17 protein-coding genes and 1 tRNA gene are annotated in these 21,796 nt (G+C 33.4%); 7 read left to right on the top strand and 11 right to left on the bottom strand.

Annotated elements, in window-relative coordinates; translation table 11 throughout:
- The first annotated feature begins 154 nt into the window (after positions 1–154).
- The 4 genes from FC091_RS10075 to FC091_RS10060 all read left to right on the top strand — a co-directional run bounded on the left by FC091_RS10075 (position 155) and on the right by FC091_RS10060 (position 3,824).
- Positions 155–239: transfer RNA gene (locus FC091_RS10075), tRNA-Ser, on the top strand.
- Positions 240–306: 67 nt separating this feature from the next.
- Positions 307–936 (top strand): NAD(P)H-dependent oxidoreductase, encoded by a 630-nt coding sequence (locus FC091_RS10070; protein WP_138434155.1) that lies wholly within the window; start codon positions 307–309, stop codon positions 934–936.
- 59 nt (positions 937–995) lie between these two features.
- Entirely contained in the window at positions 996–2,186 is a 1,191-nt protein-coding gene (locus FC091_RS10065; protein ID WP_138434154.1) for a DegT/DnrJ/EryC1/StrS family aminotransferase, read from the top strand.
- Between the two features lie 81 nt (positions 2,187–2,267).
- Positions 2,268–3,824 (top strand): family 16 glycosylhydrolase, encoded by a 1,557-nt coding sequence (locus FC091_RS10060; RefSeq protein ID WP_138434153.1) that lies wholly within the window; start codon positions 2,268–2,270, stop codon positions 3,822–3,824.
- On the opposite strand, the gene ribB is transcribed toward FC091_RS10060, so the two are convergent.
- From ribB to tpx, 7 genes are all read right to left on the bottom strand, one after another.
- Complete coding sequence (gene ribB / locus FC091_RS10055; protein WP_246035862.1) at positions 3,821–4,966, bottom strand: 3,4-dihydroxy-2-butanone-4-phosphate synthase; 1,146 nt, start codon at positions 4,964–4,966, stop codon at positions 3,821–3,823. The two genes, FC091_RS10060 and ribB, sit on opposite strands and share 4 nt — an antisense overlap.
- Positions 4,967–4,997: 31 nt before the next feature.
- Entirely contained in the window at positions 4,998–6,977 is a 1,980-nt protein-coding gene (locus FC091_RS10050; protein WP_138434152.1) for an LptF/LptG family permease, read from the bottom strand.
- Between the two features lie 19 nt (positions 6,978–6,996).
- Positions 6,997–7,641 (bottom strand): LolA family protein, encoded by a 645-nt coding sequence (locus FC091_RS10045; protein WP_138434151.1) that lies wholly within the window; start codon positions 7,639–7,641, stop codon positions 6,997–6,999.
- 14 nt (positions 7,642–7,655) lie between these two features.
- Entirely contained in the window at positions 7,656–10,073 is a 2,418-nt protein-coding gene (locus tag FC091_RS10040; protein WP_138434150.1) for a DNA translocase FtsK, read from the bottom strand.
- Positions 10,074–10,110: 37 nt separating this feature from the next.
- Positions 10,111–10,914 (bottom strand): M15 family metallopeptidase, encoded by an 804-nt coding sequence (locus FC091_RS10035; RefSeq protein WP_138434149.1) that lies wholly within the window; start codon positions 10,912–10,914, stop codon positions 10,111–10,113.
- Between the two features lie 72 nt (positions 10,915–10,986).
- Complete coding sequence (locus FC091_RS10030; RefSeq protein ID WP_138434148.1) at positions 10,987–11,358, bottom strand: diacylglycerol kinase; 372 nt, start codon at positions 11,356–11,358, stop codon at positions 10,987–10,989.
- A gap of 8 nt (positions 11,359–11,366) precedes the next feature.
- A complete protein-coding gene (gene tpx / locus FC091_RS10025; protein ID WP_138434147.1) occupies positions 11,367–11,867 on the bottom strand; it encodes a thiol peroxidase in 501 nt (166 codons plus the stop codon).
- 172 nt (positions 11,868–12,039) lie between these two features.
- Here tpx and FC091_RS10020 point away from each other — a divergent pair, with 172 nt between their 5' ends.
- On the top strand, positions 12,040–14,544 hold the full coding sequence (locus FC091_RS10020) for a choice-of-anchor D domain-containing protein (RefSeq protein ID WP_138434146.1): 2,505 nt from the start codon (positions 12,040–12,042) through the stop codon (positions 14,542–14,544).
- Between the two features lie 56 nt (positions 14,545–14,600).
- Here the strand turns inward: FC091_RS10020 and pheT are convergent, their stop codons facing one another.
- Positions 14,601–17,027: a phenylalanine--tRNA ligase subunit beta gene (gene pheT, locus FC091_RS10015; protein ID WP_138434145.1), complete on the bottom strand. Its 2,427-nt coding sequence runs from the start codon at positions 17,025–17,027 to the stop codon at positions 14,601–14,603.
- Positions 17,028–17,141: 114 nt separating this feature from the next.
- On the opposite strand from pheT, the gene FC091_RS10010 reads away from it, so the two are divergent.
- Positions 17,142–18,374, top strand: coding sequence for a peroxiredoxin family protein (locus FC091_RS10010; RefSeq protein WP_138434144.1), 1,233 nt, complete (start codon positions 17,142–17,144; stop codon positions 18,372–18,374).
- Between the two features lies 1 nt (position 18,375).
- On the opposite strand, the gene FC091_RS10005 is transcribed toward FC091_RS10010, so the two are convergent.
- From FC091_RS10005 to FC091_RS09995, 3 genes are read right to left on the bottom strand one after another with little or no spacing between them, the layout of a single operon-like run.
- Positions 18,376–18,924 (bottom strand): hypothetical protein, encoded by a 549-nt coding sequence (locus tag FC091_RS10005; RefSeq protein ID WP_138434143.1) that lies wholly within the window; start codon positions 18,922–18,924, stop codon positions 18,376–18,378.
- Positions 18,914–19,405 (bottom strand): RNA polymerase sigma factor, encoded by a 492-nt coding sequence (locus FC091_RS10000; RefSeq protein WP_138434142.1) that lies wholly within the window; start codon positions 19,403–19,405, stop codon positions 18,914–18,916. The genes FC091_RS10005 and FC091_RS10000 overlap by 11 nt, the downstream gene beginning before the upstream one ends.
- A complete protein-coding gene (locus tag FC091_RS09995) occupies positions 19,405–20,253 on the bottom strand; it encodes an alpha/beta fold hydrolase (RefSeq protein WP_138434141.1) in 849 nt (282 codons plus the stop codon). The genes FC091_RS10000 and FC091_RS09995 overlap by 1 nt, the downstream gene beginning before the upstream one ends.
- Before the next feature lie 349 nt (positions 20,254–20,602).
- Here FC091_RS09995 and FC091_RS09990 point away from each other — a divergent pair, with 349 nt between their 5' ends.
- Positions 20,603–21,373 (top strand): DUF481 domain-containing protein, encoded by a 771-nt coding sequence (locus FC091_RS09990; protein ID WP_138434140.1) that lies wholly within the window; start codon positions 20,603–20,605, stop codon positions 21,371–21,373.
- Positions 21,374–21,796 lie beyond the last annotated feature (423 nt).

Raw genomic sequence — 21,796 nt, 5'->3', positions numbered from 1 at the left:
AATAACGATATATGCTGCATATATTGTGCCGAAAATACAATGCATTATTCAATGTTGCTAATTTTATTTAAAAATCACTGACAAACATTTTTAAAAAAACTAGATAAAAATCTTTGGCTACATCAAAAAGGGTTTTATATTTGCATCCGCAATTGGAGAAATGGCAGAGTGGTCGAATGCACTGGTCTTGAAAACCAGCGAGGGTCACACCTCCGGGGGTTCGAATCCCTCTTTCTCCGCAAAAGAGTTCCTAGAAATAGGAGCTCTTTTTTTTGTTTATAGCGTATCTTTGCAATAAAAAAGAATATGTCTATACTCGAAAAATTGAAATGGCGTTACGCAACAAAAAAGTTTAACACTTCAAAAACACTATCTAAAAATCAGATTAATACTTTAAAAGAAGCATTTAATCTTACCGCATTATCTTATGGTTTACAAACTCTAAAATTGGTCATTGTTGAGGATAAAATTTTGAGGGAGCAGCTGGTGAAACATTCTTATGGACAACGTCAAGTAGTTGATGCATCACATTTGTTAGTGATTTGTATTCAAAATGAAATTAACGAAGATGACGTTGACACTCATTTTGATACTATAAAAAATATTAGACAAACTCCAGAGGAAATTTTAAATCCATTTAAAGATAGTCTTAAATCTACTATACAAAATATGACTGTTGATAAAAAAAATGATTGGGCTACTAGACAAGCTTATATTACACTGGGTAATTTAATGACAGTTTGTGCGGTAGAGCAAATTGATAGCTGTCCTATGGAAGGTTTTATTCCAGAGAAGATTGATAATATTTTAGAGCTAGATAAATATGGACTTACTTCAGTGCTTTTATTTCCGGTTGGATATAGAGCAGATGATGATATGTTTGCTACTCTCAAAAAAGTGCGATTACCATTGTCAAAAACCATTATTGAGTTATAATTACGCTTTTTAAAGTGCTTCAAAAGTTTATATTTGTTTAAATTAAAATCAAAAAATTTATGCCTGGATTTGAGTTATTTGGTAACTTAGAACGTAAAGAAGTTAATGATGTTTTAGATAATGGAGTCTTAATGCGCTACGGATTTAACGGTATGCGAAATGGTCATTGGAAAGCCAAAGAACTTGAACAAGAGCTTGCCAAAACCTTTGATTCTAATTATGTTCAGTTGGTATCGAGTGGAACAGCCGCTGTTTCGGTAGCCTTGGCTTCTGCTGGAGTAGGTGCTGGTGATGAAGTGATTATGCCAACGTTTACCTTTGTGGCAAGTTTTGAAGCAATAATGATGCTCGGTGCAATTCCTGTATTAGTAGATATTGACGATACTTTAACTCTTGACCCAAAAGCAGTAGAAGGTGCTATTACTCCAAAAACAAAAGCAGTTATGCTGGTGCAAATGTGTGGAAGTATGGGTAATATGGATGCACTGAAAGTAATTTGCAACGAGCATAATCTAATATTTGTAGAAGATGCGTGTCAAGCCATTGGCGGAAGTTATAAAGGTAAGCCACTTGGGAGTGTAGCTGATTTAGGCTGTTTCTCGTTCGATTTTGTAAAAACTATTACCTGCGGTGAAGGTGGTGCTGTAGTAACTAATAATAAAGATTATTACACTAATGCCGACCATTTTTCAGATCATGGTCATGATCATGTAGGAAATGATAGAGGTGCAGAAACACATCCTTTTCTAGGTTATAATTTTAGAATATCAGAACTAAATGCAGCTGTTGGTCTGGCACAAGTAAAGCGATTATCAGAATTTATTACTATCCAAAAACGAAACTATTCGATTATAAGAGAAGTATTATCTCATATTCCAGAAGTTACCTTTAGAACAGTCCCTGAAGGAGGTGAAGAGAGCTATGCCTTTTTAAATTTCTTTTTACCAGATTTAGAATCTGCACGAAAAGTATCTCAAGGTTTCAAAGACAATGGTATAGATGCTTGTTTTCATTATTACGATAACAATTGGCATTATATTAGAAAATGGGATCATCTTAAAGAACTTAAATCATTATATCCAATTTCAAAGGAAGTTAAAGATGGACTTCAGTATTTAAAAACTAAGACTTTTGAGCAGTCTGATGCTTACATTGCCAGAAACATATCTTGTTTAATAAAACTGTCTTGGACAGAGGAAGAGGTTAGACAACGCGCCGAAAAGATGGTGCAAATTATTAAAACCATTTAATTTATTGCTTGTATAGTTAGTGTATAGGTAGATTTTAAAGTTAGCTGTAAACTGTTTCATATTTTTAGAAAAATTAAAAGTATGAAGCAGTTTTATATTATAACACTATTTATATTAATTGGTACTAAGCAATCGTTTTCTCAACAAACACCTATTGATTTTTCTCAACAAGCTCATCAGTTTACTGCTTTTGCAAATAGTGGCTTTGCATTTAATGTAGACCCAACAAATCCTAGCAATGATGTTGGTCAATTTTTTAATGATGGCTCACAGGATTGGCAAGGCTTTTATTTGGACTTGTCGAATCCAATAGATTTGGCTTCAGAACAGGTCATAACCTTGTCCTTTTATCAGTTCGATCCTAATATGCATTCCATTATGGTGAAATTAGAGAACGGTACAGAGCCAGACGTAGAAGTGGTTCAGACTAATTCAGGATCTGGTTGGTCTTACGATTTATCTTTCGATTTTTCAAATGCTATCTTAAGCGGAAATGGATCTTCTATAAATGCTATGGGAACATACTCTAGACTTGTAATTTTTATTGATGGTGGAACTATGACGCCAGGCACATATCTTATAGATGATATTAATGATGGTTCAGAGGCTACAGATCCTCATGAGTTAAATGTCATTTATGAAGATTTAGTATGGGCTGATGAGTTTGACAACAATGGAGCAGTAGACACTAGCAAATGGTTTCATCAAACACAGTTACCAGCTGGTGGCAGTTGGTTTAATGGTGAGCAACAACATTACACCAACCGTATTGAGAATTCGTATGTAGAAAATGGATTTTTAAATATTGTGGCTATAAAAGAGAATTTCACAGATCAAGGAGAAACTAAACAATATACATCAGCACGTTTAAATTCTAAATTCGCATTTACCTATGGTAGAGTAGATGTAAGAGCTAAGTTGCCAGAAGGTGATGGTACATGGCCAGCAATTTGGACTTTGGGCAAAAATATTAATGAAGCAGGTGCATATTGGCAAACCCAAGGTTTTGGTACGACAGCCTGGCCAGCTTGTGGAGAAATAGACATTATGGAACATGGATTAGGAGCAGTAAACCATGTAAGTAGTGCCATACATACACCTTCTAGCTTTGGAAGTACTATTAATTACCAGTCCTTTATTTTAAATGATGTTGCCAACGATTTTCATGTGTATTCCATGAACTGGTCACCAAATCAGATTACGTTTTTAATTGATGGAGTTGGTTTTTATACGTACAATCCTGCTCTTAAAGATCCAAGCACATGGCCTTTTGATGAAGATCAGTATCTACTTCTTAATATAGCAATGGGTGGAGCAGCAGGTAGTATAGATCCATCATTTTTACAAAGCGAAATGGTAATAGATTATGTAAGGGTCTATCAGAATACATCTCTTGGTCTAGAAGAAATTGCTCAAGAAGAATTTTCTGTTTATCCAAACCCTGTTTCGAGTACAGTTAACATTGGTAGCAATATTGAAATAAGTAGTATAGCGCTTTATAATACCTATGGCCAATGCATTGTTGAGAAAAAATCAAATACTGATGTATTAGATGTAAGTCAATTAAACCATGGTATTTACATACTTAAGATAACATCTAGCAATCGTATAGTTACAAAGCGAATAATAGTTAACTAGTAGTTAACGTAGTCTACTATCTCTAGTCCATAACCAATCATACCAACACGTTTGGTTTGTAAGCTATTAGATAATAGGTTTATTTTGCTAATTTTTAAATCGTGTAGGATTTGAGCTCCAATACCAAAATCTTTGGAGTCCATAGAAATTCTAGGTGCTTTTACCAATTGACCTTCTTGTTGATTCTCTTTTAATATTGATAATCGAGATAATAAATTCATAGATTCGGCTTGCTGATTAATAAATATTATAGCACCCTTTCCTTCTTTATTGATGGCGTTAAACATATCATCTAACTTTTGGTCAGCATTGTTCGTCAGCGTACCAAGAATGTCATTGTTAACAAGGGTAGAGTTAACACGCGTTAATACTGTTTCGTCAGATTTCCATGTGCCCTTAGTTAATGCAATATGAACTTGATTGTTGGTTGTTTGTAGATATGCTCTCAGCCTAAATTTACCAAAACGTGTCTCTATATTAAAGTCTTCTCTCTTTTCTATTAAAGAATCATACTCCATGCGGTAAGCAACTAAATCTTCAATAGATACAATTTTTAAGTCAAATTTCTTAGCAACTTCCATAAGCTGAGGTAATCTTGCCATGGTGCCATCTTCATTCATTATTTCTACAATAACACCAGCAGGTTCAAAACCAGCTAAACGTGCAAAATCTATCGCTGCTTCAGTATGTCCTGTACGTCTCAGTACACCACCTTCTTTAGCAACTAAGGGAAATATGTGACCAGGTCTTGCTAACTCAAAAGGCCTTGTGTCTTTGTTAACTAAAGACTTTATGGTCTTTGCTCTATCACTTGCAGAGATACCAGTGCTAACACCATTGCCCCTTAAATCTACAGAAACCGTGAAAGCCGTTTCCATTGGGTCTGTGTTATTTCTGACCATCATGTTAAGTTCTAATTCTTCACAGCGATGCTCTGTAAGAGGCGCACAAATTAACCCTCTGCCATGAGTTGCCATAAAGTTGATCATCTCTGGAGTTACCATTTCGGCAGCAGCTAAAAAGTCTCCTTCGTTTTCACGATTTTCATCATCAACAACTATAATTACTTTGCCTTGACGAATGTCTTCAATGGCTTCTTCGATGGTATTTAACTTAGTATTTGTGTCCATAGCAATATTCATAACCTAAGAATTTAGTTATGCAAAGATACGGTTATTTAATGTTATGAATACAACTTTGATAGAAGTCGTAAGTAATCTTATTTCTGAGAATAATATATTTTAAAGGATAGAGTGGAAGCGATAGAATTAAAACCACAGGATTAATTCTTTTATCTTTCTGACCAATGGTCGTGTAGAATTTAGAGTATACATAAGCATCTACGATAACATAAATGGCAAAGAATATGAAGGCAATTATACTTAAGCTTAATGCTGCATCAGCCACCTCTGGTAACTTGTTGTTTTTACAAATAAAGTGCAGTCCGAGCAAAGCACCTCCAATGAGAAAACTAACAAGGCTTGTTTTAGAGTAATCTTTATAGTCTTTTAATAACGACTTACCTTTTATAAGTTTATCATCCACTTCTAAACCTTCTTTTTGTAAATTTTCTAAAGGAATATTTCTATTTAAGAGGTTGTGCAATGCTATTTCTTTAGGTTTTTTGTCTAGATCAAATTCTCCTTGTTCTTTTATCACTCCTACTAATTCTTCTACTGTATACTTCTTGTAATAGTTATAAGATTTAGTTTCGCTCTCCGAAAGCTGCAATTTATTTTTAGGTGTAAATAATCTTTTTAGAGGAACTAGTATTGCATCAAACTGAAAAACTCCTTTGTCATTAGTTGCTCTTGTTGTTAAATAAATACTCAATGGAAGCATAACAGCGGTTGATAACCACGAACCAATTATAGGACTAAAACTTCCTTTTTCTGCACTATTTTTTGCGAATATACCAAAGAAATGATAGGTTAAGAATAGTACAACTGCAATTACAATAGGCAAACCTAAACCACCTTTTCGGATTAAAGCACCAAGAGGTGCACCCACAAAAAATAAAATTATACATGCAATTGCAAGTACAAATTTATCATGAAAAGCTATAATGTGTTTATTTAACCAAATAGCTTTAGTTTCAAAGTTTTTTTTGTTAGAGTCAATTATTTGATTTGTACTGTTAGCAGAATTTAAAGCAAGATTAATAATCTGTCCTTTCTTACTCGTGGGAAATAAATCTAAGATATTACCATTAAATAATGAATCCTTTTTGGTATCAATATTCAGATTTAAAGCTGCATAAGTAGTTCTGTTATACAATGTATTTGATAAAGACTTGTAATCCTCTTTTCGTTGACCTTTTAAGCTATCTATAGTGTAATTAAGCTGCTCAATATTTAGCATTGAGTGTTTTCCTTTGTAATTTTTTTCATCAAGGTCTTCATCATTTAGAATTTCTAAATCTATATTAATTGTATAACTATCAAAGTAACTTTTGGCATGAGGTCTATTCATGTTCCTACGGTTATCTTTATCTATTATTTCTTCATAATAGTTACCATTAATAAGTTCTAACTGTAATATATTAGAGTCTTCGCTACTTTTTAACTCACCTTTTTCAGATATTATGACTTTGTAGTTTCCACGTCTTACAGAACTCTTGTCATGTATAATTACATTTTCTAAATATTGACCTCTCTCACCAGTTTTTTTATCAACCTTGATGTTTATATTTCCTATCTCATTAAACTGGCCTTCAGCTATGGCTAGTGCAGGCTTCACTTTAGCGATATTTCGTCTTAGATTGTAAAAGTTATACTCTCCCCAAGGAATAACATTATTTGCGAAAAAGAAACAAGCAATACCAAGTCCAACAATAAACACACTCAGACTGCGCATTGCTCTCTGTAATGAGATACCTGTAGATTTCATGGCAGCAAACTCATAGTTCTCGGCAAAGTTTCCAAAAACCATTATTGATGATAATAATATGGTTAGAGGCACAACCAAAGGAATAAGTTTTGGCATATAATAAAGAATAAACTTTACTGTTACCGAAACATCCAAATCTTTACCTGCAAGTTCTGATATATAAAGCCATACACCTTGAAGTACAAAGATGAACATGAATATAATAAAGACGCTAAAAAACGTCCTTAAAAATGTGATAAGTATGTACCTATCTAATATTTTCACACATTAAGTATTAAAAACCTTAGTCTATTCTATTGATAAAGTAATCTGCGTATTTACTTTCGTCAAAAGTAAACAAGGTTTCTGAGATAGGTTGGTCGGTTTGAAAAGAATTAACAGTTAATGTTGTTTTTGTTCCGTTTTTACCAACTTCAATAAGATTGTATATATGCTTTGTAGTAGCATCAATGCCCAATAAGACATGCTTTATTTCAGAATTTGTATCCATAGGACTCAATTTTACATACTGAATTTTTCTTCCTTGTACATTCTGGATAATATCCATTTTGTATGAATAGCCATCTTCGTAAAACGATAACATCTTACTTGGAGTAATAGTGCCTTCTTCGTCAGTGTTATCTGAAGAGATTGTAACTTCTTCATCTTCAGGGCTTATGGTGTAAAGTGTTTTGCCATCAAATATTCTTGTTACTCCTAATATATTAAGTTTATATTTTTCGCCTTCAATAACAACATCTCCACGGGTTTCTTGGCTCATGTTCTCCTCATTAACGTTGTTCAGTTCGTATTTAAAGTCAATAGATATGTTTTTATAGCCTTTTATTTTATTACTTACTTCTGTTAATAGTGTTTCTGCTTTTGCATCATTTTGTGCAAAACCTGTAAAACCTAAAGTAATAAATGCTAAAATTAATAATTGTCTCATTTTATGTAAGTATGTTATTGTTGTTCATTTTCTAATAATTGATCGAGAGCTATTAAATCTGGTACTAAAACCTGTCTTGCTTTACTACCTTCAAAAGGACCTACAATACCTGCAGCTTCTAACTGGTCTATAATTCTACCAGCTCTGTTGTAACCTAATTTTAGTTTTCGTTGTAATAGTGAAGCTGATCCTTGCTGTGCTGTTACAATAATTTCAGCAGCTTCTCTAAACAATTTATCTCTGTCTGAAATATCTATATCAAGATTTGTGCCACCTTCTTCACCAACATATTCTGGTAACAAATGTGCATCTGGATAGGCTTTTTGTGAACCAATAAATTCGGTTATTTTTTCAACTTCTGGTGTATCAACAAAAGCACATTGCAAACGAATAAGATCGTTACCCTGTGTATAAAGCATATCTCCACGACCAATAAGCTGATCTGCGCCAGAACCATCTAAAATGGTACGCGAATCTATTTTACTAGTAACTCTAAATGCTATACGCGCTGGGAAGTTAGCCTTAATAATACCTGTTATTACATTTACCGAAGGACGTTGTGTTGCAATAATAAGATGAATACCTATAGCACGCGCCAATTGTGCCAATCTGGCAATTGGTGTTTCTACTTCTTTACCAGCTGTCATAATTAAATCTGCAAACTCATCAACCACTAACACAATGTAAGGCAAGAATTGGTGACCGTCATTTGGATTTAATTTTCTGGCTTTAAACTTAGCGTTATACTCAGCAATGTTTCTACAAAATGCATTTTTTAGCATTTCGTAACGGTTGTCCATTTCTATACAAAGTGAGTTAAGCGTGTTAATCACTTTAGTATTATCTGTGATAATAGCATCTTCACTATCTGGTAGTTTAGCAAGGTAATGGCGCTCTATTTTATTGAAAAGCGTTAACTCTACTTTCTTTGGGTCAACTAATACAAATTTTACTTCAGCAGGATGTTTTTTGTATAATAATGAAGTTAAAACCGCATTTAGACCAACCGATTTACCTTGACCTGTCGCACCAGCCATAAGTAAGTGAGGCATTTTTGCTAAATCTACCACAAAGGTTTCATTGCTAATGGTTTTACCAAAAGCAATAGGCAATTGCATTTTAGACTGCTGAAACTTTTGCGAAGCAATTACAGAACGCATAGAAACTATGGTGGACTTCTTATTCGGCACCTCTATACCAATAGTTCCTTTACCAGGGATTGGAGCAATAATTCTAATACCTAGAGCTGCAAGCGATAAAGCAATATCATCTTCAAGGTTTTTAATTTTTGAAATTCGAATACCAGCATCAGGTACAATTTCGTATAGTGTAACTGTAGGACCAATAGTTGCCTTTATACTGGTAATACCAATTTTGTAGTTGCTTAGTGTTTCTACAATTCGGTTTTTGTTTTCCTCAAGTTCTTCCTGATCTATAGAAATCCCTTCGTTATCGTATTTTTTTAATAAATCTAAATGCGGAAACTGGTAGTTGCTTAACTCTAAAGTTGGGTCAAATTGTCCAAAATCTTCAACAAGTTTATCTGCCAGATTATCAGTTTCAGATTTCTCTTCTTCTACTGTTTCAACTTCAACCTTAAGCTCTGATTCTAATTCTGGATCCTCTTTAAGTTTAGGCTCAACTTCAATATTTAATGGCTTTTTGTTTTCTTTTGGTTTAGAATGGTTGCTAATTGTAGGTTCTGGTTTATTAAGAGAAATCTCGAAAGCAGATTTAATAGCTTCAGCTTCTTCGGTAAGACTATTATCTACAATGGCTGTTTGTGAATCATCTTTGGCATTAGGGTTCATGTCATTCTGAAAATCCTTTTTTGCATTGCTAAAAAGTTTAACAAATGTATCTCCTGTAACTTTAAATCTTAAAGCCAAATAGGCGATAAGCCCAAAAAGAAGTAATAAGGCAGTTCCAATTTTACCAATGTAATCCTGAAAAAAATGATTCATTTCAAAACCAATAGTACCGCCAAGGATATCGAATTTATGAGTAAAGAAACCAAAGAAAATTGATAACCAAATAACGATTAATGTTCCCCAAATCCAATGCTTTCTCAGCTTTGCTTTATTGAGATTAAGTGTTATATAAACTCCAGAAAGAAAAATTAAACCAGAAAAAATAAAAGATGGTATACCAAAACCTTTACTTATAAATAATTCGCTAACCCAAGCCCCTAATTGGCTTGCCCAATTTTTATAAGCCTCTGAACGTTCTGGGAAATTACTTAAAGCACTTTGATCTTCTTTTCCTGTGAATATGAAAGACAAAAAGGAAATAAATAAAAGTACACCCAGAATAATCAGTAAACTTCCAAAGATTAATTTTTGCTGATTAGATAGTGTAAAAGACGGTTTTTTAAATGCCTTTTTTGCCTTTGCCTTGGTTGTATTTTTCTTTTTAGTTGTCTTTTTTGCCATGTTATGCCGAATAGAATCGGTAGCTACCTCAATACCTTTAAGGCGTATATTGTTTTTTATATTTTTTTATCTCATTTGGAATCCCATTAACAAAATCTTCGATAATACGAAGATCTTTAGCAAGTTGTGATCCCTCAAACCCAGAAATATCTTCTGTTTTTATATTAGAATTATAAAAGTCTAAATATTTACTTGCCAAAGGTACAAAAGACCAATGCCATTTTTCTTCATTATATCCTGTTCTTCCATTATTTTTATTGGTATAAACTTGATAAAACCCAAAATTGTTGGCATGCTCTTTTAACCATGTGTAGGTTCTTAAACCTTTTCCGGTGTTAAAATACGAATTATTTAAACTATTCAAATCTATATCTGTTCCCCAATGATGTCTTGAGGTACTAGGCATAGAGCTGTACTCTAATATTTTCTTTGAACGTTCAGTTGGGTTTAGGTTGCTGTATCTGTTCCATTTTCTATTCCAAATCGCTTTTTGTTCATAGAAGTTTCTTGTGCCAGATAAAATCTTTAAATCAATACTGTCTCTTTTAGCAGCTTTAGCCATTTTTAAAAAAGCTTGATACACTAAGTGGTTAAGATAAATTTCTTTTACTGAATATCTGCTTTCAACTTTTACAAAGGTGGAGTCTGATTTGTAGTCAAATTTACCAAGAACAAAATCAGAAGTAATGTTAAGAGTGTCTTTTGGTATGTTTTTTTTTTCAATCTTAGTTTTTGCTTCAGTTTTAGTATTTGTATCAACAACTGATAATATTTCTTTGGGCTTGTCATTACAGCTAGTTTGAAGTAGAATAAAGAAAAGTGAAATAAAAAATAGCTTCATTTTATTGCATGACATTGGTCTAAGACTTATAAAGTATTCAATCATGTAACGTAATAAAGCTTTAGTTTGGTATTAAAAAATTTTCGGTAGATAGATAATACCAGCAATAACTACTGCAACAATTGAGGCAATAAAAACAGCACCAGCCGAAACGTCTTTAATAAGCCCAATCTTAGGATGATGATCCGGGTGAATAAAATCTGCAATGTATTCTACAGCAGTATTCACACCTTCTACACTCATTACCAAGCCAATCATAGCTATTTGAATCATCCATTCTGTTGTAGAAATATGAAAGTAAAAGCCAGCGATAGTAACCACAATAGCAATAAAGACCTGAATTTTAATGCTGGCTTCGGTTTTAATAAGAATAAGCATTCCTTTAAAAGCAAAGCCAACACTTTTTAGTCTATTAACTATAAATGACTCTTTGTTTTGTTGCATCTAATTAACTAAGATAAGCTGGCTAAAGCATTAGCGTAATCTGGCTCGTCTGCAATTTCAGAAACTTGTTCTGTGTGTAATATAGTACCATCAGTGTCAATAACAACAACACATCTAGATAATAATGTTTCAAACGCTCCATTTGAGAATGCTAAACCATAATCTTTTCCGAACTGACCTGTTTTGTAATCCGATAAGCTTACAACATTATCTAAGCCTTCAGCACCACAAAAACGTGCCATTGCAAATGGTAAATCTTTAGAAATGCAAAGTACTTTAGTGTTTTCTAACTGACTTGCTTTTTCGTTAAAGGTTCTTACTGATTGAGCGCAGGTGCCAGTATCTACACTTGGAAAGATATTCAATACTAACCTATTCCCTTTATAATCAGATGCGCTTTTATCTTTTAATTCTATATCTGTAAGCTTAAAATCCGGAGCTTTGCTACCAACTTCTGGTAAATTTCCTATAGTTTCTACAGGTGTGCCGCCTAGTGTTACGTTTGCCATGGTTTTGAGTTTTTAATTTTTGTTAAAAATAAAAAAAGCAATACTGAAAAGTGTAAATAAAATGATAATGTTTTTTGATTTTCCTCTTTTTAAAATTACCGTTTAATGGGTATTTTATTTGTTGGTTGAGGTATTTAGTTTTGAATAGCTATTAACCAATACAAGATATACAATGAAAAAAATACTTTTAATATTTCTTGTTATTACATTTTCATGTGATAATAATAACGAATCGTTAGAACCAGAATTAGTTCAGCAACTAGAAATTGAAATTAAAGATAATGTCGTTGTAATTACTGAAAATAATCAAACCATAAATGATATTGAAGAAATATTAAGTGGAAATTTGGTCATACAACCAGTTAGTGCTACAGATGATATTGACATTGGCACAGTATTAATAGGGCAAGAAGACGGTGGATTTTTAGTCAAAGTTATATCAAAAACAATTGAAGGTGATCAAGCGAATTTTCAAGTAGAGCAAGCAAATTTAGAAGATGTTTTTGAAAATGCTCAATTTAGTTTTAATGCAGATTTATCCGAAACAGCCGGAAGAAATGCGAATAATGATGATCAAAATGAAAGCGCTAATAGAGATGGAGAAGGTTTTTCTTATGATTTTTCTAATACTATTATTTACCAAGATGGACCAGTAGTGTTCAATATCACTGATGGTTCTGCTGTATTTAATCCTAATTTTCAGTTTGACTTTGATTTTGAAAATTCTACTTTACAGCAATTTGAGTTTAGTGCCGAAAACGCTAATTTAACCATAGACTGTGATTTGTTTTTTGGGCTCAATGCAGAAGATCAATTTAGCACTTCAACCACAATAGCAGAATATGATAAAACTTTTACCACATTTGTTGGTTTTGTCCCTGTAGTTGTAACAGTGTCAACGGAACTCGTTGCCGAATTATCAATAGAAACAGAAGGTCAATTTGGCTTTACTGGCGGCTTTACTTCTGTTAATACTACAACTTTAGGTGCAACTTATAATGATGGTGTTTGGAATTATATAGGCGAGACTTCTTCAAATACTATAGGTAAACCTGTTGATAATCCTGCTGTGGCTCAAATAATGCAGAATATTACAATAACACCAAAAGTAGATATTAAGTTTTATAATGTTATTGGACCTTATTGTAAACCTATTATGACTGAAGACTTAACCATGGGAGTAAGTTTTGATAGTAATAACCCTGATTGGAATGCTAAAGTTGATGCAGGCTTAAATATAGTTGTTGGTGCAGATGCAGAAGTTTTGGGTGAGACCTTGGTAGATTATAATACAAGTATATTTTCGTCGAATGTTACCGTTTGGGAAGCTCCTAAAACATTAGAAATAGTGTCTGGTAATCAGCAAGAGGGAACTCAAGGAGATGAGTTAGATGAGCCTTTAAAAGTAAGAGTAACTGATAATATGGGTGATCCTATTTCAAACGTTCCTGTATATTTTCAAGTTACACCAGGTGACGGCGAAGTAGATAATACAAGTGTTTTAACAGACGATGAAGGTTTTGCAGAAGTTATATGGACATTGGGAACATTCACAACTGAACAATCAGTAAATGTTGAAATTAGAAATTCTGGAGGTGATGTAATAGGAGAAACCTTAGTTTTTACATCAAATGCAGGAGAAGTTGAATTAAGTTTAATAGGTGATTTAAGTTTTGGTGAAGTTGAATTAGGAAGTTCTGAGAACATATCATTTACAATAGAGAATGCAAACGCTACGCCAATAAATGTTTCATCAATTGATGTTCCTTCTGGGTATAGTGTAAATTGGAATAACGGGCAAATAGCAGCTGAATCTACACAAGAGGTAGTAGTAACATTTTCACCCACTGAATTACAAGATTATAATGGTGATATTGTAGTGAATAATGATGTTGATGACATTAATAATTTAATTACTGTTACTGGCACCGGAATTGTGCAAAATGCAATAAGTTTATCTGGCGATATGAATTTTGGTGAAATAGAAATCGGTTCTGAAGAAATTAGAATGTTAACAATACAAAATAATACTATTGTACCTATGATGGTTTCTTCAATAGATTTGCCTATTGGTTATACTACAAATTGGACAGGAGGCTTAATTAACGGGCAAAGTTCTCAGAATATTGATGTTACCTTTAGTCCTAGTAATATTCAAGCTTATAATGGTTCAATTATTGTAAATAATGACTTGGATTCAGAAAATAATATAATTCAAGTAACAGGTAGTGGTATCGAAGAAGTTATAGGTCCTGATATAACCGGATTTTGGATTTCAAATATAAATATGAGTGAGTGTAATGCTGCAGGAAATAGTAATGATCAAGGGTGCCTTAATCATACTACATTTGAAGGTTTAGAATTAGAGTTCTCCGAGGACCTAAATTATAATTATTGTGAGGACACAAGCATAAGTTGTGGAATTGTTTATAACGACGGCGTATATTTAAACTCAGAGGTTTTTCTCGAGCGTTCTTTTAATTTTGATGGCGTAAATTTAAGAATGGAAATAAGGACATACAGCACCTCTGGTTATTTCTTTGATGATAGAACCTTCATTTTTGAAGGAGTGTATGAAGAAAGTACTGATAGTTTTTCGGGTAATTATTCGCATGAAACCGATGGTGGGTTATGGAATAATTTAAGTATTGGAACAATGACGCTTACTCGGCCATAAGAAACTTGCTAAATGAAAAAGTCTTTACTTTATGATAAAGACTTTTTCATTTAGAATTATCTCAACTCAGCACCAAGCTTATTCTCAAAATTAGATTGAAGCTTGTTCATTATTTTATCGATTTGCTTATCATTAAGTGTTTTGTTTTCGTCTTGTAACGTAAAGCTTACTGCATAACTCTTCTTACCAGTAGGTAAATTTTTACCCTCATAAACATCAAATAGATTTACAGCTTTAAGCAATTGTTTTTCAGTTTGCTTGGCAATCGTATAGATATCGTCAAATGTAACGCTATTGTCTAGTAGTAAAGCAAAATCTCTACGAACTTCTGGATACTTAGGTATGGCAGTAAATTTAATTTTATTGTGTTGTGCCATGTCTAAAACATTATCCCAATTAAAATCAGCAAATAATACGTTTTGAGAAATGCCAAAATGCTTTAAAACAGATTTTTTAACCAAACCAAATTCAACCAAAGTTTTCTTACCAATTGAAAGGCTCATACCTTCACTAAGAATATCGGTTTTATGAGGTTCTGATTTTAGTCGGTTTAAGCCTAAACGTTCTAATACAGCTTCAATGGTACCTTTTAAGTAAAAGAAATCACTAGGTGTAGCTTGTGTGTTCCAACGCTCTTGTGCTTTATTTCCGGTTACAAAAAGTGCTAAATGTTTGTGTTCTTCTCTATTATCTGAATATTGATGGTAAGTTTTACCAAATTCAAATAATTTAAGATCGTCACGTTTTCTATTAATATTATGCGAAACAGCTTCTAATCCAGAAAATAATAAGGATTGACGCATAACTTCTAAATCATTACTTAATGGATTTAGCATTTTTACGTTATGATCTGCATTCAATTGTTCACTTAACTCAACATATTTTGGCGATGTTAATGAGTTAGTCATAATCTCAAAGAAGCCTTGAGAAGCTAACTGATTGCCAATGACATTTTGAAGTTTATAATCTTCAAAACGCGATGTGTTAGAGATAGAAGCGTTTAGCTTTTCAGTAGTTTTTATATTATTGTAACCGTAAACTCTTAGAATTTCTTCAATAACATCAGCTTCGCGCTGTACGTCATTTCTAAAAGACGGTACAGTGAGCCCTAAACCAGCTTCAGTAACATTATTAATTTTAATGTCTAAAGAGGTTAAAATGCTTTTTATAGTTTCTTTAGGAATTTCTTGACCGATTAATCGCTTGGCATTATCAAAACTCAATACTACCTGAAAATCTTCAATCTTATTAGGATAGGCGTCAGAGATATCACTCGTTATTTCACCACCTGCAATTTCGGTAATTAAAAGTGCAGCACGCTTTAAAGCATACTTTGTAAAGTTAGGATCGATACCACGTTCAAATCTAAAAGAAGCATCTGTATTAAGGCCGTGACGCTTAGCTGTTTTTCTAACGCTTACAGGATCAAAATATGCACTTTCTAAAAAGATATTGGTTGTAGTCTCGTTAACACCAGAGTCTATACCACCAAAAACACCAGCAATACACATTGGCTTTTCGGCATCACAAATCATTAAATCGTCTTCGTGTAATTCTCTTACAACCTCGTCTAATGTTGTAAATTTTGTACCTGCTTTACAAGTTTTTACTTCAACCTTGTTGCCAGTGATTTTTGCAGCATCAAAGGCGTGTAGTGGTTGTCCTAATTCATGTAAAACATAATTAGTAATATCTACAATGTTATTAATAGGTGACAAACCTATAGCTTTTAAGCGGTTTTGTAACCAGCTTGGCGATGCTTCAACTTTAACACCAGAAATTGTAACACCACAGTAACGTGGACACTTTTCTTTGTCTTTTACTTCTACATCAACTTTTAATGAACGTGTATCTACATGGTAAGACATTACCGAAGGAGATATCAGCTCAAGGTTAACTTCTTTTTGTAATAATCCAGCTTTTAAATCTCTCGCTACACCATAGTGACTCATGGCATCCGCACGGTTTGGAGTTAAGCCAATTTCAAAAACTTCATCATTCTGGATCTCAAAAACTTCAGAGGCAGGAGTGCCAACTTTTAAGTCAGCATCAAGTACCATAATACCATCATGAGATTCGCCAAGACCCAATTCGTCCTCAGCACAAATCATTCCGTGGCTTTCTTCACCTCTAATTTTTCCTTTTTTAATTTTCCAGGCTTCACCTTCTGCAGTGTAAAGCGTTGTGCCAATTGTAGCGACAGGTACTTTTTGTCCTGCAGCCACATTAGGTGCACCACACACAATTTGTACAGGTTCAGCTTCACCAATATTTACAGTTGTTACTTTTAATCGGTCTGCATTTGGGTGTTGTTCGCAAGTTAATACCTCGCCAACTACGATACCTTTTAAGCCACCTTTTACAGATTCGTAGGTTTCTATGCCTTCTATTTCAAGACCAAGATCCGTGAGTAACTCGCCTGTTTTTTCGGCGTTCCAATCTAGGTTTATAAACTGTTTTAACCAGTTGTAAGATATCTTCATATGCTGTTTTATTCAGGCCACAAAGATAATAATACTTGTATGTTAATGAAATGAATATGCTTTTTTATGTAAGGGATTTATTGTTATTTCGAACTTAAAACAAATTTAATTACAATGCGATATATTTTTGGTCTTTTAATGATAAGCCTTCTATTTTCATGTAAAGACGATAAAAAGAACAACACCTTCATCACCAGTAAATTAGAAACAGGAAATTACAGGGCTTGGATTTCAATTCAGGATAATAAGGAAATTCCTTTTGTGTTTGAGGTAGAATCTGATACCATATTAAATATCTTCAATGCTGAAGAAATAATTGCTGTTGATGAAATAGATTACAAGAATGACTCTATTTATATCAACTTACCAGTATTTAAAGATTATTTGGTAGCTAAAATTTCAGATAAAAAACAACTTAGGGGTTATTATGTAAGTCCTGATAGAAATCGAAAAGTACCTTTTGAAGCAGGATTAAATAAAGGAAATCGATTTTCTACAACCGAAAAACCAAGTGCTAATATTGGCGGTGTTTGGGAAACTATATTTAGCAAAGGTGTTGAAGGAGATGAATACATAGCAAAAGGCATTTTTGAGCAAAAGGGGCAGAAGGTTACAGGTACTTTTAGAACTACAACTGGCGATTACCGTTATTTGGAAGGTGTTATGGATGGTAACGTCATGAAGTTATCAACCTTTGATGGTGCGCACGCCTTTTTGTTTACAGCTACAGTGACCGACTCAACTATGAATGGTTATTTTTATTCTGGAAACCATTGGAAAGAGCCTTTTGAAGCCAAACGTAATGAGGATTACCAACTACCAAGTGCCAATGAGTTAACCTACCTTAAAGAAGGTTACGAAAGTTTAGATTTTGTGTTTCCTAATACTTCTGATGAGTTGGTCGGTCTTAAGGATGACCGATTTAAAGATAAAGTTGTGGTGGTGCAAATCATGGGAACTTGGTGTCCTAACTGTTTGGATGAAAGCAAATACTACGCAGACTTTTATAAAGCAAATAAGGATAAGGATATAGAATTTATTGCCTTAGCTTTTGAGTATGCCAAAGACAAAGAAACTGCCTTTAGTCGTATAGGCAGATTGCAAAGTAAAATAGGCATTGACTATCCTGTACTTTTAGCACAATATGGTGGTGCAGACAAAGCTATGGCACAAGAAAAATTACCTATGCTAAACCATGTGTTATCCTATCCAACCTCTATTTTTATTGATAAAAAAGGAAAAGTAAGAAAGATACACACAGGGTTTAACGGACCTGCAACAGGTGAAAAATATACTGAGTTTAAAAACGAGTTTGAGAGTTTTATAGCTGAATTACTAAATGAATAATTTAATTGTTTTTTAGCTTATTTAAAAAACGTAATTCTTTTCGGATACTGTAAATGATTATTGCAATTATGCCTGGAATCGATCCAAAACCCGAAATCAAAATATAGAGATAAAAGCCTTCAGAGAATTCACGTTTAAAATAAGGCAAGAGCAAATAAAAGCCGTAAATGTATATTGCTAAGCAGATCGGTGTTATGAGGTAATGCACCCATAATCGTGATTTGTAATGCCTTTTCAGATAACTTTTGTAAGATTTGTTATCTAATATTATTAGTTTTTGATCTTTTAGATAAATTGTGCTAAGCTCTAATGTAATCCTAAATACTAAGCTCGAAATCATCAATAATAATCCTAAAGTAAAGTTATTCCACTGACTTGGCGAGACAAATATGGTAAAGCCAATAAGTACTGTTACGGTTAAGCCCATAATTAAAATTGAGCCATACTGTCTTCTACGTTGTTTTTTTGCTTTATTGATAATAGCTTCAGGATTACTAACTGTTGTTTTATCCTGACTGCTCCAAATATTATTTAAAATATCATTTTCCATTTGTAATACATTTTAAAAGCGATTTTCTAATACGGCTTAATCGTGTTCTTAAAGTGCCATGTGCTAAACCTACGGTTTCTGCTATTGTAACTTGTGGCAAATCTTCTAATTCTAAAAGGATTAAGGCCTTGTTTTGTGCTGTTAGTTGATCGATGCAACTATACATCTTTTTAAGTCTAGATTCATTTCTATGAATGTCTTCTTCATTATCAATATCTTTCAAGATAGCTTCATTAATGGGAATGCTTTTTTTGGTTTTACGTAAATCACTCAAACACGTGTTTACTGCAATTCTGTATATCCAAGTGTCAACTGAAGCATTTCCTTTAAATGATTTTCTATGATTCCATACTTTTATAAAGGTTTCTTGTAGCCACTCATTGGCGAGGTCACGGTCACCAGAAGCATAACCCAAACAAAGCCTATGAATTTTTGGAGCATACGTATTGTAGAGTGCTGTAAAATCCTTTTCTATATTCATTATTTAGAAGATAAAACCGTTTTAACAGTATCTAAAAACCAATCTGGTTGGTCTAACATAACAAAATGCGCACTATCATCCGCTAAAATAAAATTATAATGCTTCAGATTGGCATATTGTTCACTATAGGTTTTTGTAACCATATCTTTACCATAAGGCTTCGTTGCTGCAATAATTGTTGTTGGGATGGATATATTTTTCAAATCTTCTCTAAGGTCTAATTTTAGATAATCTGTGTAGCCATAAACATAGGTTTTACGATCAGCAGTCAATATCCACGTTTTGATGTTTTCTTGTGCAGACTTGTTTAAGCTCATACCTTGTGACATGCTTGTTGCCATTTGCTCAAATTGTTCGTCGCTCATAGCAAGCTGTTGATTATTGTAAGGACTATCATAAGCAAGTTCATCTGGATTAAAATTCGGAATCATTAAAGTTCCAGCAGCTGGTAGGGCATCCACTAATATAATATCAGAAACAAGAGAGTTTTTCCTACTAGCTAACCAAGTAGCAATAGTGCCTCCTAAGCTGTGACCAATTATAGTTACATTGTTTAATTCATTTTCTATTATGTAGTTGTTTAGGGCATCATTCACTTTTGGTAACCAAGGAAATTCAATAGGTGCTTTGCCACCAAAACCTGCTAAGGTAACTACATGGCATTCATAAGTCTTTTCTAATTCTTTCACTATTGGATTCCATACATCACCAGGCACCGTAAATCCCGGAATAAAAATAATTGGGTTTCCTTTACCTGAGACTTCTACATGAATAGGCTTAGGTGTTTTTTCAGCAGTCAATGTTAACGAGAAAAACGTAGATAGAATTAATAATACAATTGTTTTCATGATTTTTTTAAGTTTTAATTTTCCTTTAGATGCAATAATTGTAAAATGTTACATACTTAAATATAAAATTCTAACTTTAGAAAACGTTATCGTAGATTTTTAGCGGTCTACGCCCTAAAAAGTGGATAAATAAATATCTTCGTATTGTGATTGAATTCGTCACTTAGAGTGGATTTTTCAACTGAAATGAGAAAAATTTGTATCGAGAAGTTGGTCTTTGATAATGAATCTGTTCTCGATACAATTTTTGGTTTTGCCTCACCAAACAGAGTACGCACCAAAAACCACTCGAACTGACGAGCAAATCAAACCGAGAGTGACATGTAAACTTAAATAAGCGTATAAACTTATGAAGCTACTATTTAAAAAGACATTATACCTTTTATTTCTGTTTCCAATACTGCTTTTTGGGCAAATTAATGAGAGCGATTCGCTGAAAATTAAAGCCAACCTATCACTCACCGGTTTTTGGCAAGCAGGTAATGTTGAAACGCTAATCTTTAGAGCAAAATCTGGTATTACATACAAACCGTTGAAAAAATGGGTGGTTAAAACCCAAAATTCATATGTGTATCAAGAATTCGGAAAAGAAAAAGCAGATGCCGATTTTTTAAGCCTTAACTTCCTATACTTTAATCCAGAAAAAAAGATTTATCCTCAGTTGTTAGGCTTTTTGAGCACCAATTACAGACGCGAAATAAGTTCACGTTCCCTGTTGGGTGGAGGTGTAACTTTTCAGGTGTTTAAAAAGGATAAGAATTGGTTGAAGTTTTCGGTAACCAGTGAGTATGAGCAAACCAATTTTAACAACACCAATTTTAATCTAAATGCTTATGATGGTAATAATGAAATTGATACGTGGCGCGGAACAATTTGGGTCAACGGTAAGTACTACCTTTTTAAAGACAAAGTAATTTTAAGCCATGAGAGTTATGTACAACCTTCTTTAGAGGAAAGTGATAATTACCGTTGGCAAGTCGATTTTGGGCTGGAATTCCCAATATGGAAATTCCTCAACTTTAAGATTAACTACTTACGCACTTTTGAAAGTATTGTAATAGAAGGTCAAAAACGCGAAGACCAGTTTTTAACCTTTGGGTTTACTTTGAAGAGCTATTGAGGATAGAATTATCAGTTTAAAAGGTTCTGAATACCGTCTCATGACTTTGTTATTTTTGTACATAATGTTTAAAATTATGTAGCCTTTATTCGGGACGGGTCAAAATTCACCACAACGGTCTGGTGTATGGCTCGTTGCTTGCAAATTAGCGATTATTTTTCGGTTGAGCCACAAGCCAGATTTTTAAATTTTACTATTTATCTTATTTTTTGGAAATGGTCAAATTTAAAAATTTGGCGACATTCCAAATACGCATAAACTTCGATTAAGCAACTACCCAGCTATGAGCTATATACGTCTTAAGTTTACAATCCATTATATTTAGAAGATTAACCAGAAAGCACAAAAGAGAGGATTAAGATTAGTATACACGGTGAAGCTGTAACTTCGACAACAATGATAATCCCCTCTCTTTTCTACTTA

Origin of the sequence: Winogradskyella algicola, from assembly GCF_005869935.1 — a bacterium.
Taxonomy (GTDB): Bacteria; Bacteroidota; Bacteroidia; order Flavobacteriales; family Flavobacteriaceae; genus Winogradskyella; species Winogradskyella algicola.
This window is presented reverse-complemented; position numbering and strand designations above follow the sequence as displayed.

Bases quoted from the DNA above. Each gene is read 5' to 3' on its own strand.
- FC091_RS10065 (WP_138434154.1), top strand. From the start codon at position 996: ATGCCTGGATTTGAGTTATTTGGTAACTTAGAACGTAAAGAAGTTAAT.
- FC091_RS10035 (WP_138434149.1), bottom strand. From the start codon at position 10,914: ATGAAGCTATTTTTTATTTCACTTTTCTTTATTCTACTTCAAACTAGC.
- FC091_RS10060 (WP_138434153.1), top strand. From the start codon at position 2,268: ATGAAGCAGTTTTATATTATAACACTATTTATATTAATTGGTACTAAG.
- FC091_RS10030 (WP_138434148.1), bottom strand. From the start codon at position 11,358: ATGCAACAAAACAAAGAGTCATTTATAGTTAATAGACTAAAAAGTGTT.
- FC091_RS10020 (WP_138434146.1), top strand. From the start codon at position 12,040: ATGAAAAAAATACTTTTAATATTTCTTGTTATTACATTTTCATGTGAT.
- FC091_RS10010 (WP_138434144.1), top strand. From the start codon at position 17,142: ATGCGATATATTTTTGGTCTTTTAATGATAAGCCTTCTATTTTCATGT.
- FC091_RS10070 (WP_138434155.1), top strand. From the start codon at position 307: ATGTCTATACTCGAAAAATTGAAATGGCGTTACGCAACAAAAAAGTTT.
- pheT (WP_138434145.1), bottom strand. From the start codon at position 17,027: ATGAAGATATCTTACAACTGGTTAAAACAGTTTATAAACCTAGATTGG.
- FC091_RS10005 (WP_138434143.1), bottom strand. From the start codon at position 18,924: ATGGAAAATGATATTTTAAATAATATTTGGAGCAGTCAGGATAAAACA.
- FC091_RS09995 (WP_138434141.1), bottom strand. From the start codon at position 20,253: ATGAAAACAATTGTATTATTAATTCTATCTACGTTTTTCTCGTTAACA.
- tpx (WP_138434147.1), bottom strand. From the start codon at position 11,867: ATGGCAAACGTAACACTAGGCGGCACACCTGTAGAAACTATAGGAAAT.
- FC091_RS10040 (WP_138434150.1), bottom strand. From the start codon at position 10,073: ATGGCAAAAAAGACAACTAAAAAGAAAAATACAACCAAGGCAAAGGCA.
- FC091_RS10000 (WP_138434142.1), bottom strand. From the start codon at position 19,405: ATGAATATAGAAAAGGATTTTACAGCACTCTACAATACGTATGCTCCA.
- FC091_RS10045 (WP_138434151.1), bottom strand. From the start codon at position 7,641: ATGAGACAATTATTAATTTTAGCATTTATTACTTTAGGTTTTACAGGT.
- ribB (WP_246035862.1), bottom strand. From the start codon at position 4,966: ATGAATATTGCTATGGACACAAATACTAAGTTAAATACCATCGAAGAA.
- FC091_RS09990 (WP_138434140.1), top strand. From the start codon at position 20,603: ATGAAGCTACTATTTAAAAAGACATTATACCTTTTATTTCTGTTTCCA.